The sequence below is a fragment of the Micromonospora sp. NPDC051925 genome (genome assembly GCF_044548625.1).
Taxonomy (GTDB): Bacteria; Actinomycetota; Actinomycetes; order Mycobacteriales; family Micromonosporaceae; genus Micromonospora.
The window spans coordinates 55,039-69,426 of the sequence record NZ_JBIUCH010000015.1 but is presented as its reverse complement, the minus strand read 5'-3'; the positions used below and the strand labels follow the sequence as shown (position 1 = coordinate 69,426).

Below are 14,388 nucleotides of genomic sequence, written 5' to 3'. Positions count from 1 at the left end.
GAGGGCCCGCCCCGACCGCTACCGGTCCGGGACGGACGGCGGCTCCACCACCCGCTGGTCGGCCGCCCAGGTGGTCAGCTCCCGGTCCGGGCCGGCGATCGGGCGTTCGATCGGCACTGCCAGCAGCTCGGTGCGCTGTCCGGGTTCCTCGTGCAGCCCGGCCAGGGTCCGCCGTCCAGGGCTCCGCCGCGCCGGGGCGACGTGCGAGTCGACGCCCGACCTGCGGACCGACCGCCGACGATGCGGGCTGTCCTGCGACGTGACGGCCTCGACCTGCTGCAGCACCCGCGTCGCCGGCTCGAGCCGGCCGTTCGGCCGGTTCGCCTGCCGGTGCTCCTGCGGACTGACCCCGCGGACCCGTTTGAAGGCGGTGCTCAGCGCGAACGCGCTGCCGTAACCGACCTGCCGAGCCACCGCCGCCACCGTGTCGTCGCTCTCCCGGAGCAGGTCGGCGGCGAGGTCCAGGCGCCAACTGGTCAGGTAGCTGATCGGCCCCTCGTCGAGCAGGGCGGTGAACCGTCGGGCCAGCGCCGCCCGGGACACCCCGACCTTCGCGGCCAGGTTCGCCACCGTCCACGGGTATGCGGGCTCGGCGTGCAGCAGCCGGATCGCCGGACCGACCACCGGATCGTGCTGGGCGTGGTACCAGCCGGCTTTCGGCGCCTCTTCGCTGGACAGCCAGGAGCGCAGGACGCTGACCAGCACCAGGTCCAGCAGCCGGTCCAGGATCAACTCCTGACCCGGCTCGTCCCGTACGACCTCCCGGCCGAGCAGTTCGATCAGCGGGGCGTCGGCGGGGCCGAGCGTGCGCGTCAGCACCGGAGGCAGCATGCGCATCAGCCGTTGACTGATCTCGCTGTCCAGCTGGTACGTCCCACTGAGCATGACGGAGGTCTCGGCGCTGTCCTCGCCCCAGGTCCGGACGCCGAGCCGCATCACCTCGGCCAGGTCGCTGCCCTGGAGCGTGGTGCACCGCTGCCCGGCGTGGACGACGATCTGCACCGGGCGGCCGGGCTGATCGGCCAGGGTGTAGCAGTCCGGGCCACGCAGCAGGGCCGCGTCGCCCGGTTCGATCCGCACCGGCTCGCCGCCGTCGGGCACGATCCAGGCGTGCCCGCGGATCATCGTCACCAACGACAGCGGTGCCCTGTCCTCGATACGCAGGGACCACGGAGCGGTGAGGATCGACCGAAGCAGGAAGGCTCCGCGGGCCCGGGACTGGTCGAGCAGCTCGGCGAGTGCGCCCATCCCCAGATGATAGACGTTCACACATGCCCGTGAGCCGCAGAGCCATGGATCATTCGGTGGCAGGCGGATTAACGTACGGGACGAGTTCGGCGCGGCGTCGGTGCAGCCCGGTTGAGGAGGACAGATGTCGGCAGTGGTACTGCTCGTCGCCACGGTGACGACAGGCGTGATGGCCGGCATCTTCTTCGGGTTCTCCTGCGCGGTGATGCCCGCGCTGGCCCGACTCGACGACCCGACGTTCATCCGGGTCATGCAGCGCATCAACAGCGCCATCCAGAACGGCCTGTTCGCCCTGGTCTTCCTGGGTGCGCTGGTCAGCGGGGCCGGCACGCTCTGGTGGCACCCCGACCGACCCGGCCTGCGCAGCTGGCTGATCGCCGGATTCACCGCGTACGTGGTCACCCTGGCGATAACGTTCGTGATCAACATTCCGCTCAACAACCGCCTGGACCGGGCGGGGCCGGCCGAACGGCTGGCCGACCCACGGACGGTCCGGCAGGGCTTCGAGAAGCCGTGGGTACGCTGGCACACGCTACGCACACTCACCTGCCTGGCCGCCTTCGCGTGCTTCTGCATAGCCCTCTCCTCGGCATGACCACCCGTGCCACCAGCCCCGATCACAGCCTGATCGGTCGGATCCTGCCGCCGCAGGTCTGCCACGCCGAGGCGTACCACGACGTGCCGGAGAGCACACTGTTCCCCGAGGAACAGGCGCTGCTGCTCCGCGCCGGCCCCAAGCGCCGCCGGGAGTTCACCACGGTCCGGGCCTGCGCCCGTCAGGCGCTGGCCCAGCTCGGTGTCGCGCCGGCGCCGATCCTGCCCGGTCCGGGCCGGGCGCCGGCGTGGCCGGCCGGTGTGGTCGGAAGCATGACGCACTGCGCCGGTTACCGCGCCGCCGCGGTGGCTTCCCGGAACCTGCTACTCAGCCTCGGCATCGACGCGGAACCGGCCCTGCCCCTGCCTCGCGGTGTCCTCGGCATGGTCGCCTCCGCCGCCGAGACCGCGCACCTGGCGGCGCTGGCCGAGGACGACCCGGCAGTGCCCTGGGACAGGTTGCTCTTCTGCGCCAAGGAGGCGGTCTACAAGGCCTGGTTCCCGGTGACCGGCCGATGGTTGGGCTTCGCCGACGCCGACGTACGGATCAGACCCGACGGCACGCTCACCGCCGGCCTGGTGACCCCGACACCGACGATGCCCGCCCGACTCGACGGTTGCTGGTTGGCCAGCTACGGGCTGCTGCTGGCGACGGTCACCGTGCCGGTCTGACGGCGTTCTCTTCCACCGGCCCGATCCGACCCGGCACGCGGGCAGCGCCGACATGCGCAGGGCCGCCCGGTCGTGGTGGCCGGACGGCCATCGAGCTCGGAACCCGCAGGTCAGCCGCGCGCCGCCGACGCCGGGCGGCGCGTGGTGACGTCAGGTCCGCTCAGCCGCGAGCGAGCGGGTTCTTCCGGCCGTACAACACCAGGGCCCGGGACAGGCAGACGACGGCGGCCGTGCAGGTGAGCGTCCGCGCCACGTTGACCCCCACCCAGAGCCCCTCGAAGTCGGCACGGACCGCGGCGAGATCGGTGATCCGACTCGGGTCACCGGCCGCGGCGAGTCGGTCGTTCAGCGGGACCTCCACCCCCATGGTGAGCGCCAGCGTCACCAGGTAGCAGGCCACCGCCACGAGCGTCCAGGCCGCCGCCGCGCGTCGGGCGGTGCTGAACAGCAGCACCGTGGCGATGGCCGGGAGCACGAAGGCGCCGACGAAGACGGCCCCGAAGAGCACGTTCTCGATCGCCGCGTTGATGTTCTGCATCGCGGTGACGAAGGTGAGGTCGTCGGAGTCCGCGAGCCCCGGCATCACCGAGATGTCGAACCCCCAGAAGAGGCCCGCCATCAACCCCATCAGCGTGGTGGAGGCCCCCACGGTGAGCCCTGCGGCCCGAGCACCTCCCGAGACAGTGGCGGCCATGGGTGGAACGGGTGCCAGGTTCGGCGGGTAGGACATGCTCTCACTCCTCTTTCTCTGGTCGACGCCCGGTCACGCGGCCGGACTCCGTTGTTCCGGGCAGATGTCCCAGGAGAGCCATCCGTCCCGCAGCACACCGACATGGTCGCCGACGCGGTGCGCCTGGTCCGTGTCGCGGCTGGCGTACAGCAGCGCCACCCCCTCGTCCCGGAGGGACCGCAGGTTACGGATCAGCCGGTCCTGGGTGCCGGCGTCCACCCGACGGCACGGTTCGTCGAGCACCAGCAGGGCCGGCCGGCGCAGCAACGCCACCGCCAGGCTCACCTCCCGCTGCACCCCGGACGTACAGTCGTCGAAAGGCCGGTCGGCCAGGTCCGTCAGGTCGAATCGCTCCAGGACCTCGACCGTCCGTTCCTGCGCCGCCGCCCGTGACAGGCCGGACAGGCGGCCCCAGAAGCGCACGGTCTCCGCCACCGACGCCGCGGCCACGGTGGCCACGCTGTGTCGGACGTAGCTGACGGACCGGCCCAGCGTCTCCGGGTCCATCCGGTCGACGGGCCTGCCCCGCAGGAGCACCGAGCCACCGGTCGGGGCGAGCAGACCGCAGACCGCCCGGACCAGTGTGGTCTTGCCCGATCCCGCACCGCCGGTCACCGCGTACGCCCTACCGGCCCGGATCTCGAACGCCACCCGACGTAGCACCGGCTGGTCGTCGAGGTCCTGCGACAGGTCCTTGCAGAGCAGCACCGTGTCGCCCAGCCGGTCGGGCTGCCGTACCTCGTGGCCGATGGACTTGCGCCGCCGCCGGGAATGGTCCGATACCGGTTCGCGGTGCTGGTTCTTACGGGAACGGCGACGCGCCGCGCGTCCTCCCCGACGCGGCTCGCCCTTCAGGACCGGCATCCTGTCCGGATCGGACAGATGACGATCAGATATCTCCATGTGTCAGGCTCCCCCTCCAGCAGTCAACACATAACAGGCTCAACTCGGCGGCGCCGACAGCACCGGCCGGACCATGCGCTGGTAGCGACGCCGCAACACGGTGCGGCCGAGCAGCCGGACCGGCGGCGGGATCCCCGCCGCCATCCGGGCCACCGTGACCGCGTCCGCGCCGTCGGACATCCAGGACTGGAGCAGCGTCATCACGGAGAACGGCGCCGATGCCAGGACCTGACGCTCGATGTCGAGATACGCGGCGACCGAGAGCTCGTCGGCGAAGATCGGCAGGACGATGCTCTCCTCCACCCGCAGGTGCTCCCGGAGCACCGACTCGAAGCGCAGCCCGACCGCGATCCCCTCGTCCGGCTCCCGCCAGGCGGAGAGCACCGAGGACACCTCAGCCATCGCCCGGTCCAGCTCCCGGTGGTCGCCGTGCATGCGCTGCTCCCGGGCCCGGAACCCGGGCACGAGCCGGCGCAGCTGCGGCCAGAGCACGGCGTCCTCGCTGCGGTGGTGCCAGTCGATGATGGAACGGACGTGATCCCACCAGTCGGCCACCGCCGGCGAGGGGTTGGCGGCGGCGTGCACGAGACGGCGCGCGTCGCGTCGCATCGCGACGTGCATCATCCCGAAGCCCAGCACGTGGTCCGGCAGGCCGACCAACCCGTGCTCAGTGGATACTGGTGTGCTCCTGGTCATCGGGACGTTCCCCCTCCACAGTGACGATCGTTGACGGACGGTCGACCTCACGCACCGGTGGCGGCGGTGCCACGGGCGTAGTCATGAAGATCGACGTGGCCGACGGCCCACTGCCCCCCGAGCCCCATCGCGGCTCGCCAGTCACCACACCAGTACAGTCACCCGCCGGATCGGCAGCCATAGCTGCGTGACTCAACTGCATGTGCGGACGTCTAGGCTGCTTGGGCAGGACGTCGCAGCTCGGCTCAGCAGGCACGAACACGGGGTTCCCGCCACATCGGTCGCAGGGTCGGGCCGCCCGGCAACCGGATCTCCTCGCCCACCGGAACGAACCCGTACCGTCGGGCGTCCGTCTGTCCGCTGGGCGAACTCGCCTCGGTGTAGGTCGGGACACCGCTCTCGTCGCACCGGCTGAGCAGCGAGGCGAGCAGGTCCGCGTCCAGCCCGCGCCGCCGGCACCCGGGCGCCACCCCGGCGAAGGCGACCTGCCAGTGCGGCGTGCGGGGCCGCTGCCGATCCTGCAGGGCGCGCAGGGCGCGCAACGCGTCCGCACGCTCCTCGACGCTCTCCGCCAGCCGGGCCGGGAAGGTGTCGTACCCCGCCGGCTCGTCGGGGCCCACCGCCAGCAACACCGCATCGAGCTCGTCCGTGGTGTACACCCCGCCCCCGGCCAGGCATCGGTCGTAGAAGGAGCGGAAGAAGGCCGGCACCAGCGCCTCGCGCCGGCGTGGGTCGGGGATGACCCACTCCATCACGGGGTTGCTGTGGAGCGCCGCGGCGAGCAGCGCCACCAGCGGTCCGCGGTCCGCCCGGGTACCCGGGCGGACGCGCGGCACCACCGGGTCCGGGGGTGCGGATTCCAGGACGCGCACCGAGCGCCCCTTCTCGGCGACGAGCTCCTCGATCCGGTCGTGCAGCGCGGTGAGGTGGGTCTCCGCCTCGGGCTTCATCAGGACGCTCCGCAGCACCTGACTCTGCGGGGCGTCCCGGACGATGGCCGGGTGGCGGCGGCCGAACACCTCCGCGTCGACCCGCATCATGCTCAGGTAGACCGGATCCGCCAGGTCGTGCATGCCGTCGCGCAGCACCCGACGGGTGGCCCGCTCCACCGCCGACAACGAGGATGCCCGCGGGAAGTAGGTGACGATGTCGAGGTCGGGCCGCTGGTGCAGGCGCAGGTGGGTGGACGCCTCGATGAGGTCGGCCCAGCGCAGCGCGGTGCGCCGGGTCACGGCGAGAACCTGGCCGAGCCCTTCCGGGGTCGGCGGCAGCAGCCGGAGTGTCAACCACAGCGCCGCCGCCGCCGCGCCCGCCCGGGAACACTCCAGGCCGACGCCCCCCACCGGCAGGTCGCCCGGCGCGAGGTAGGTGTGCGGCGAGTCGTGCAGGTAGTGCCGCGCCACCGACGGGTCAGCGAAGAGCACGGCCCCGCAGCCGTACGGCTGGAGGCCGTGCTTGTGCGGGTCGACCACCACCGAGTCGCAGTGCCGGATGGCAGCCCAGGGCTCGGGGCGGACCGCGCCGCTCTCGGCGAGCAGGGCGAAGAACCCGCCGTAGGCGGCGTCGACGTGCAACCGCACGCCGTACCGCTCCCTGAGCGCCAGCGCCTCGTCGATCGCGTCGACCGCGCCGGTGCCCGTCGTGCCGGCGGTCAGCACGACCGTGCCGATCCGGCCGCGCCGCAGCAGACTCTCCAGCGCGTCCAGGTCGATCCGACCGTCGTCGCCGGCCGGCACGGCGTGCGCCTCGACGCCGAGCAGCCGACACGCCCGGGTGTGGGTGAAGTGGCTCTCCGCACTGAACGCCACCCCCTGGCCGGGGTGGATCTCCCGGCCCACCCAGAGCGCCTCCAGGTTCGCGACGGTGCCGCTGGTCGTCAGGTGGCCGAGCACCGCCGACAGGCCGAACATCTGCCCGAGCTGGGCCACCACCTCACGTTCCATGTCCGTGGTCGCCGGCCCACCGTCCCGGGCCTGGTTGTTCGGGTTCAACAGCATCGCGGTCAGGTAGCCGACCACCGCGGCCGGGTGCGGCGGCTTCACCATCTGCCCGGCGTAGCGGGGGTGGAAAAAGGGATAGTTGTCGCGCAGCCGCCGGGTGAAGACACCGAACGCCTCACCGAACTGTTGGTCGCCGATCTCCTGCACTGGGTGGGGGGCGAACGAGCCGAACTGCGCCGCCCACTCGTCCACCGCCTCGACCGCGCGCCCCAGCCAGTACTGCAGGTCCAACAGTCCTCCCCGCACGGGCAAAACAAACCTTGGTAGCACCGCTAAACAACCCTTGGTAATCGACGACAAGCATGTTGTAGCCGCCGCAATAGGGCCGCAACACGGCCCCTGACCGGCGCGGTGTCGCCGATCCGCCGGTCTGCGCCTTCTCGCAGGATCAGTACCGCCCGCCGGCCGGAGCCGACGGCCGCGTCGGTGCTCGACGGGCTCTCCCGCCCTGGCATGGGAGCACCGTTGCCGGGTATGACGGGGGCATGAGGGCGAGCTTCCGGCTTGGCCGGATCGCGGGGGTACCCGTCGGGGTCAACTGGAGCGTCCTGGTCATCTTCGTGCTGATCGCGTGGTTGCTGTCGGCCAACCAGTTCCCCCGCTCGTACCCCGACCGGCCCGGCTGGGCGTACCTGCTGGCCGGCCTGTCGGCGGCGGTGGTCTTCTTCGTCGGCCTGCTGGCCCACGAGGTGTCCCACGCGGTGGTGGCGAAACGCAACGGCCTCCAGGTGGAGGGGATCACGCTGTGGCTCTTCGGCGGCGTCGCCGAGCTGCGCGGCGAGGCCCCCGACCCGGGCGCGGAGCTGCGCATCGCCGGGATCGGCCCGCTGGTCAGCCTGATCCTCGGGTTCTTCTTCGGGGGGATCGCGGTGCTGCTGGCGCTGGCCGGGCAGGGCGGGCTGCTGCTCGGCGCGCTGTCCTGGCTGGCCGGGATCAACGTGCTGCTGGCGGTCTTCAACGTCCTGCCGGCCGCCCCGCTGGACGGTGGTCGGCTGCTGCGGGCCGCCGTGTGGAAGGCCACCGGCGACCGGACCAGGGCGTCGGTGCTGGCCGCCCGCGCCGGCTGGGTGCTCGGCGTACTGCTGATCGGCCTGGGCATCTGGCAGTTCCTGGCCGGGTTCGGGGTCGGCGGGATCTGGTTGGCGCTGATCGGCTGGTTCCTGATCGGCGCGGCCGGGGTGGAGGAGCGCCAGGCCCGGATGGGCAGCGCGCTGTCCGGCATCCGGGTCGGTGACGTGATGACCCCCCAGCCGCAGACCGCCTCGGCGGAGATGACGGTCGCCGACTTCGTCGACCACTACCTCTTCGTGTACCGGCACACGGCGTTGCCGCTGACCGAGGACGGCCGGCCGATCGGCCTGGTCACCCTGGACCGGGTACGCGGCATCCCGGCCGACCGCCGGGGCGTCACCACCCTGGCCGAGGTGGCCTGCCGGGCCGACGATCTGGTGCTGGCCCGGCCGGAGGAGCAGCTCAACGATCTGCTCCCCCGGCTCAGCGGGTGCACCGACGGCCGTGCCCTGGTGGTGGCCGGCGACCACCTCGTCGGCATCGTCTCCCCCAGCGATATCAGCCGCGCCGTACAGCGCGGCAGCCTCCGCGACCACCCCGCCGGACGCCGTTAGGCGGCGGCCCGCTCCACCGGAATCCACAGCGCGGCGTCGGCGTGGGCACCGTCGGCCGAGATGCGGGTGCTGGAGATCTCCGGGCCGGGCCGGCTCCGGTACGGGTTGGACGGGAACCACTGGGTGAACACGTCCCGCCACAGGTTCTGCACGGCCGCCGGGAACTCGCCGGAGGACTCGAAGACCGCCCAGCTCCCCGCCGGCACGTCCCGCGACTCCAGGTCGTCCGGCACGTCCGCCCCGGTCACCGCGCCGTACCAGTAGTCCAGCTCGACGCCCTCGGAACGGTCCTCGCCGAGCGTGTCGCTGACGTTGACGATGCCCCCGGGTTCCTGGTCCGACAGCGCCTTGATCCGCGCCGTCGTCTCCGGCGGGATGCCCTTGACGAAGGTCACGATCGCCGGGTTCATCCCCTGGTGGACCAGGGGCACCCTGGCCCGCAGGCCCACCAGCCGGAACGCCGGCTTCTCCACCACCCGGTATCGCATGCTGCCACTCCCTTCGACGACGAGTCGGAAGGACAATCGCTGCTGGGAGTTCAGCGCGGCCCCCGTGCGCCGCGCCTCCCCCGGTCCGACCCCGTGCATCGCCCGGAACGCCCGGGTGAACGCCTCGGTCGAGCCGTACCCGTGGCGGACCGCGACGTCGAGCAACGTCCGGTCGTCCGCCAGCACCTCGGCCGCGGCGACGGTGAGCCGTCGCCTGCGGACGTACTCCGACAGCGGCATCCCGGCCAGTGCCGAGAACATCCGCCGGAAGTGGTACTCCGAGGTGAGCGTGATCCGCGCGAGGTCGGCCACCTCGATCGGTTCGTCGAGATGGCGCTCCACGTGCGCCAGGGCCTCGTTCAGCCGGTCCAGCACCTGATCTCCTTCCATGTACACGTTCCACGCCAGGCAGCCGGGAGGACGCGATCCCGACTTCTGCCGCCCGCGGCGATCGGGTGCCGGAGTGGAGGACACGGTCTCCGGACAGCAGCCCGTCAACTGGATTGGACGGAACACCGGACGATGCGTCCAATGTGTTTGACGCTCGGTGTTGGAGTTGGAATGATCTGTCAGGTGGTCGAGGAACCTCCTGACGAGCTGTTCGCCGCACGACTCAATCACCTGTTCGAGGTCGCGCGCCGGCCGGGTGGTCTGCGGTGGGAGAACTCCGAGGTCGGAGCCCGCTGTGGGCTGTCCCGCGCACAGCTCCACAATCTGCGCAATCCCAAGCAGGGCGGTAGCCGCAGTCGCGGGCCGACCTGGGAGACGATCAACGTGCTCGCATCGTTCTTCGAGGTCGAACCGAACTTCTTCTTCCTGCCCGCCGCCGGCGCGACGCAGGGTGAACTGGGCCGCCGGATGGCCGATCTCGGGGTGCAGCACGTGGCGGCGAACACTGTCGGCGAGGACTTGGCCCAGGTCAAGGCCACTGTGATCGCCGTGCTGGCCCAGATCCAGCGGATCGAGGATCAGATCGGCGGTCACGCCGTGACCGGGGACGCCGACAGAGTCGACGGGGAGCGATGGACCGCCGAGCAGCGCGACTGATCTCCCGGCTGACCCTGCCCACCCCCTGGGACCTCACGGCCCTCGTCGGGCAGGTAGCCAGGGAGCGGGACCGTCCCATCCACCTCCTGGCCGTCGAGATGCACGGTAGCGTCCTGCACGGCCTGTGGGTCGCCACGTCCCGGGCGGACTACATCGCCTACCCGGCGCGCAGCGGTCCGTTCAAGCAGACCGCGATCGTGTTGCACGAGGTCGCACACATGTGGCTCGGGCATCCGTCGCGGGACCTCGCCGAGCTCGACGGGCGGGTCAGCCGCCGCCCCTACGACCGGCGGCACGAGTTCGAGGCCGACGAGTTCGCCGAGATGATCCTCCGCCGCGCGGCGTCACCCCCGGCACCCCCACCCCTGGAGCCGGACGACGTACTCCGTGTCATCGACACCTTCGGAACGGGCACCCCCACCGATGATCTTCACCGCCCTCGTGGCCTCCGTGGCGCTGTACGCCGCCATATACACCGCCTCCACCCTGCGCGGTGGCCGTGAGCACGTCCCCGCACGCACCTGGCTGGGAGGCAGCCTGTTCTGCCTCGCCCTCGCCCTCACCGCCGTCGCCCCCGGCGTCGACGACGCGATCGACGACCTGATCGGGGTTCCCCACGTCAGCAGGATCATCGCCCACGCCCTCACGATGTGGGCAGCCATCGCCGTGTTGTGCATGCTCGCGTACTGGACGCGTAGCCCCGGGACCACCCGACGGGCCGTCCGGCGGCGGCAGTTGCTCGCGTGCACGGCCACCGTCGTCCTCGTGGCGTTGTTCCTGATCGCCCAGACACCCAGCACGGAGGGCGACTGGTTCGCGACGTACCATCGGCAACTGCCGATCGCGATCTACATGACCGTGTTCGGCGGAATCCTCACCTACGCCCTGATCGAGCTGGCCCGCCTGTCGCTGCGCTACGCCGCTCGCGTCACCACCCGACCGGTCACCCGCGTCGGGCTGCGGATGTTCGCCGCCGGCGGGCTGATCAGCCTCGGCTACTCGGTCACGGTCATGGCGGTGGCCATCGCCGGGCAGCTCGGCATCGACGCCGGCACCGGGTGGACGTACGTCACCATGACCAGTCAACTGACCGGCATCGGGCTCTTCGCCGCCGGCTCCGCCGTGCCCGGCACCGCCGCAGCCGCCTCGGCCGCCCTGCGCCGTGCCCACGACGCACACCAGTGCGAGCGGATGGAGCCGCTCTGGCGGGCGATCGTCCAGGCCCACCCGGCCATTCCCCGTCGGCAGCCCCGTCCGACGCACCGGTGGGGGCGCGCGATGGCCTGGACGACCAGTTGGCTGGGTGACGGCCGCAGCCTGTCCCGCCGGGTCCTGGAGATCCGCGACGGCTACCTCCAGCTCACCCCGTGGTTCGACAGCGCGGTACGGGACCGCGCGATCCAGCTCGGCCGCCTCGCCGGCATGGACGGACGCGACCTGCTGGCGACCGTGGAGGCCGCGGTCGTCGTGGTGGCCCTCGACGCCAAGGCCGCCGGGGACGATCCGGTCGACACCGGCAGGGTCGAGGCCGGAGGAGCAGACCTCACCAGCGAGGTGGTCTGGCTGGGCAGGGTGTCGCGGGCCCTGGCCCGGTCACCGGTCGTGGCGGACGTCCGCGCCGAACATGCCCACGCCCGTACCGCCCCTCCATCGGGTCCACGACGTCAGAATGAGGTAGGACAACAGTGACCGAGCAGGCCACCATCGGCGTCACCCGCACCCCGACCCGGATCGCCCAGGCCGTCACCGAGATACTCCAGCCCGCCGTGTGGGCGGCGGTCATGCCGGTCGTCGTCGCGGTGGTCGCCGCCCGGACCGTCCTCGCCGGCCTCGGTTGGGGAGCGCTCGCGGCGCTGTTCACGGCCGTGGTGCCGTTCGGGGCGATCCTCTACGCCAAGCACACCGGCCGGGTCACCGACCATCACATCAGCCGCCGGGAGCAGCGCAGAGGCGTGCTGCTGGTCGGTATCGCGTCGGTCGCCGTCGGTCTGGTCCTGTTCGTGGCCCTGGGCGCCCCTCGGCCGCTGATCGCCGTGATCGCCGTGATGCTGGCCGTGCTGGCCGGCACCACCGCCGTCAACCAGGTGTGGAAGATGAGCGCCCACACGGGCGTCTCCGCCGGTGCGCTCACCGTCCTGGTCCTGCTGGTCGGGCCGGCGTTTACCGTCGGGGTGCTGGTCGTGTCGCTGATCGGTTGGTCCCGGGTGCACCTCGGCGCGCACACCGTCGCCCAGGTGGTCGCCGGCGCGGCCACCGGCGCGGTGCTCGCGGCGGGCGTCTACCCGGCTGTCGTCTGAGCGGCACGTCGACCGGTGGTGCTGTCCGGGGTGTAGGAGTGTCCCGTGCCGCGACGGGGGTGGGTGCGGGACGCTCCCACAGCCCGGACAGACCGCCACCCGGCACGCGCAGGGGTCGGCTCGGCAGCCGACGCCGTCAGTCGCGCGGGAAGTAGCGGTCCAGCAGCGGGGTACGGAACGTGCCGGCCGGGTCCAGTTCGCCGAGCAGGGCGGCGAAGTCGGCGTACCGGGGGAAGGTCGCGGCGACCTCGGCCGGTTCGATGCTGAAGACCTTGCCCCAGTGCGGGCGGGGGGCGAACGGGGCCAGCCGGGCCTCGACCTCGGCCAGCACCGGCTGCACCGCCGCCGCGTCGTCGACCCAGGTGAAGTGCACGGCCAGCGTGTCGCGCCCCTGGTTGGGGCTGAGCCACAGCTCGTCCGCGGCGACGGTACGCAGCTCGCAGATCTGCAACACGGCGGCGATCCGGTCCCGCATGTCGTCCAACGCGGCCAGCGCGTCGGCTCCCGCCGCCCGGGGCAGGTGGTACTCGGATTGCAGCTCGTCGCCGCTGCTCGGCACGAAGCCCAGCCGGAAGTGCGGCAGCCGCTCGTGCCACGGGCCGGGCTCGCCGAACTGGAGGGTGCAGTTGACCGGGTCCATGCCGGGCACCGGGTGCGCCGGCCGCTCGGCGGGGGTGGTGCCGAGCCAGTCCGCCTCCGGCGGTGGGGCGTCGGCGAGCTGCTTGCGCCAGACCTGGTCGATGGTCGACGACCGCCACGAGGTGAACCCACTGACGCTGTACGCCGAGGCGAACGCCGCGTCCAGGGCCTCGACGGGCAGGCCCTCGCGGACGTACTGGCGGACGGCGAAGGTCGGCAGCACGTCCAGGGTGACCCGGGTGACGACGCCGAGCGCGCCGAGGGAGACCACCAGGCCGGCGAACCGGTCGCCGTCGGCCCGGCCGACGGTGAGCAGGTCGCCGTCGGCGGTGACCAGTTCCAGACCGGCCACGGCGGCGGCCAGGTTGCGGTTGCCGTCACCGGAGCCGTGGGTGCCGGTGGCGATCGCGCCGGCCACCGAGATGTGCGGCAGCGAGGCGAGGTTGGCCAGGGCCAGCCCTTCGTCGTGCAGCCGGGTCGCCACGTCCCCGTAGCGCAGCCCGGCGGCGACGGTGACCGTGCCGCGCTCCCGGTCGATCTCGACGGTGGGCGGCAGGCCGGCCAGCGAAACCAGGTCACCGGTGGTGTCACCGAACCTGTTGAAGGAGTGGCCGCTGCCGACCGCCCGGAGCCGATCGCTGCCGGCGACCAGCCGGCGCAGCTCGTCCAGCGAGGTCGGCTGGTGGAAGGCGCGGGCGGCGTAGCGGACGTTGCCGGCCCAGTTACGGCGCGGGACGCCGCTCACGAGGTGCCGTCCCCGAGCCGTGCGGCGCGTCCCACCCGTATGTCGACCACGCCGGAACTGTACCCGCGCAGGCCGACGGCGCAATCGGAGTCGACCGCACCCCACGGGTCGGTCGGCACGGACCGCAGCCCACGGGGGTCGTCGTCGCGGAGCACCCCCACGGGGGTCGTCGTCCCGGGGCGGTCCCGCACGGGCGCGGGTCCGCTGCGTGATGCGGCGCGGTTGTCGGTGGTGTCCACGGGGAACCATGGGTCGATGAGCAGCTACCGCGACCCCATCCTGCACGGTGACGTCTACCCGTCGGAGGAGGAGATCGACCCGACCGGGGTCGGCCTGGACCCGGCGAGCGCACCGCCGACGGCGTACCCGGAGCAGGCCGCCCCGGCACCCCGGCGGGCACCGGACCCCGGCCCGACACCCCGCCCGGTGGACACCGGCGCGCACTCGATCGTCACCCACCACCTGGACGGGTCGACGCAGGTGGTGACCGACCTCGACGGGGACGGGATCGCCGACGTGGTCCAGTTCGACCTCGACGGTGACGGCGTACCGGACATCACCTACCTGGACAGCGACCGGGACGGCCGGTTGGACACGGTGCTGCGCGAGCCCGGCCGGGTCACCCGCGCCCGCTGACCGCGCCCCGCAGACCGGCCTGACCCGGCTGACCGCCCCGCAGACCGACCTGACCCGGCCACCCCCGC

At 72.3% G+C, this 14,388-nt stretch carries 15 protein-coding genes; 8 read left to right on the top strand and 7 right to left on the bottom strand.

Annotated features, from left to right (window positions below):
* Positions 1-18: 18 nt before the first annotated feature.
* Positions 19-1,248 carry an AraC family transcriptional regulator gene (locus ACIG87_RS21015; protein ID WP_396852494.1) on the bottom strand — a complete coding sequence of 410 codons (1,230 nt, stop codon included), beginning with the start codon at positions 1,246-1,248 and terminating at the stop codon, positions 19-21.
* A 124-nt stretch (positions 1,249-1,372) separates the two neighbouring features.
* Between ACIG87_RS21015 and ACIG87_RS21010 the strand changes: the two genes are divergently transcribed.
* Together ACIG87_RS21010 and ACIG87_RS21005 are read left to right on the top strand one after the other, a co-directional pair.
* Entirely contained in the window at positions 1,373-1,843 is a 471-nt protein-coding gene (locus ACIG87_RS21010) for a DUF1772 domain-containing protein (protein ID WP_396852493.1), read from the top strand.
* A complete protein-coding gene (locus ACIG87_RS21005) occupies positions 1,840-2,514 on the top strand; it encodes a 4'-phosphopantetheinyl transferase (RefSeq protein WP_396852492.1) in 675 nt (224 codons plus the stop codon). The genes ACIG87_RS21010 and ACIG87_RS21005 overlap by 4 nt, the downstream gene beginning before the upstream one ends.
* Before the next feature lie 160 nt (positions 2,515-2,674).
* On the opposite strand, the gene ACIG87_RS21000 is transcribed toward ACIG87_RS21005, so the two are convergent.
* The 4 genes from ACIG87_RS21000 to ACIG87_RS20985 form a co-directional block, all read right to left on the bottom strand.
* Positions 2,675-3,244 carry a DUF1772 domain-containing protein gene (locus tag ACIG87_RS21000; RefSeq protein ID WP_396852490.1) on the bottom strand — a complete coding sequence of 190 codons (570 nt, stop codon included), beginning with the start codon at positions 3,242-3,244 and terminating at the stop codon, positions 2,675-2,677.
* Between the two features lie 33 nt (positions 3,245-3,277).
* Complete coding sequence (locus tag ACIG87_RS20995) at positions 3,278-4,147, bottom strand: ATP-binding cassette domain-containing protein (RefSeq protein WP_396852489.1); 870 nt, start codon at positions 4,145-4,147, stop codon at positions 3,278-3,280.
* Between the two features lie 39 nt (positions 4,148-4,186).
* Entirely contained in the window at positions 4,187-4,843 is a 657-nt protein-coding gene (locus tag ACIG87_RS20990) for a hemerythrin domain-containing protein (protein ID WP_396852487.1), read from the bottom strand.
* 245 nt (positions 4,844-5,088) lie between these two features.
* Positions 5,089-7,074 (bottom strand): pyridoxal phosphate-dependent decarboxylase family protein, encoded by a 1,986-nt coding sequence (locus ACIG87_RS20985; RefSeq protein WP_396852486.1) that lies wholly within the window; start codon positions 7,072-7,074, stop codon positions 5,089-5,091.
* Positions 7,075-7,328: 254 nt separating this feature from the next.
* On the opposite strand from ACIG87_RS20985, the gene ACIG87_RS20980 reads away from it, so the two are divergent.
* Positions 7,329-8,468, top strand: a complete 1,140-nt coding sequence (locus ACIG87_RS20980) for a site-2 protease family protein (protein WP_396852485.1) — start codon at positions 7,329-7,331, stop codon at positions 8,466-8,468.
* Here the strand turns inward: ACIG87_RS20980 and ACIG87_RS20975 are convergent.
* Positions 8,465-9,331 carry a helix-turn-helix domain-containing protein gene (locus tag ACIG87_RS20975; RefSeq protein ID WP_396852484.1) on the bottom strand — a complete coding sequence of 289 codons (867 nt, stop codon included), beginning with the start codon at positions 9,329-9,331 and terminating at the stop codon, positions 8,465-8,467. The genes ACIG87_RS20980 and ACIG87_RS20975 overlap by 4 nt on opposite strands.
* Positions 9,332-9,517: 186 nt before the next feature.
* Here ACIG87_RS20975 and ACIG87_RS20970 point away from each other — a divergent pair, with 186 nt between their 5' ends.
* The 4 genes from ACIG87_RS20970 to ACIG87_RS20955 are packed head-to-tail and all read left to right on the top strand — an operon-like array spanning position 9,518 to position 12,300.
* Positions 9,518-10,003 (top strand): hypothetical protein, encoded by a 486-nt coding sequence (locus ACIG87_RS20970; protein WP_396852483.1) that lies wholly within the window; start codon positions 9,518-9,520, stop codon positions 10,001-10,003.
* Positions 9,979-10,506 (top strand): hypothetical protein, encoded by a 528-nt coding sequence (locus ACIG87_RS20965; RefSeq protein WP_396852481.1) that lies wholly within the window; start codon positions 9,979-9,981, stop codon positions 10,504-10,506. Before ACIG87_RS20970 ends, ACIG87_RS20965 begins: the two co-directional genes overlap by 25 nt.
* A complete protein-coding gene (locus ACIG87_RS20960; RefSeq protein WP_396852479.1) occupies positions 10,427-11,692 on the top strand; it encodes an MAB_1171c family putative transporter in 1,266 nt (421 codons plus the stop codon). Before ACIG87_RS20965 ends, ACIG87_RS20960 begins: the two co-directional genes overlap by 80 nt.
* Entirely contained in the window at positions 11,689-12,300 is a 612-nt protein-coding gene (locus ACIG87_RS20955) for a phosphatase PAP2 family protein (RefSeq protein WP_396852477.1), read from the top strand. The genes ACIG87_RS20960 and ACIG87_RS20955 overlap by 4 nt, the downstream gene beginning before the upstream one ends.
* A 136-nt stretch (positions 12,301-12,436) precedes the next feature.
* Here the strand turns inward: ACIG87_RS20955 and ACIG87_RS20950 are convergent, their stop codons facing one another.
* Entirely contained in the window at positions 12,437-13,684 is a 1,248-nt protein-coding gene (locus ACIG87_RS20950) for an FAD-binding protein (protein WP_396852476.1), read from the bottom strand.
* 255 nt (positions 13,685-13,939) lie between these two features.
* On the opposite strand from ACIG87_RS20950, the gene ACIG87_RS20945 reads away from it, so the two are divergent.
* Complete coding sequence (locus ACIG87_RS20945; protein WP_396852474.1) at positions 13,940-14,320, top strand: hypothetical protein; 381 nt, start codon at positions 13,940-13,942, stop codon at positions 14,318-14,320.
* The last annotated feature ends 68 nt before the right edge of the window (positions 14,321-14,388 follow it).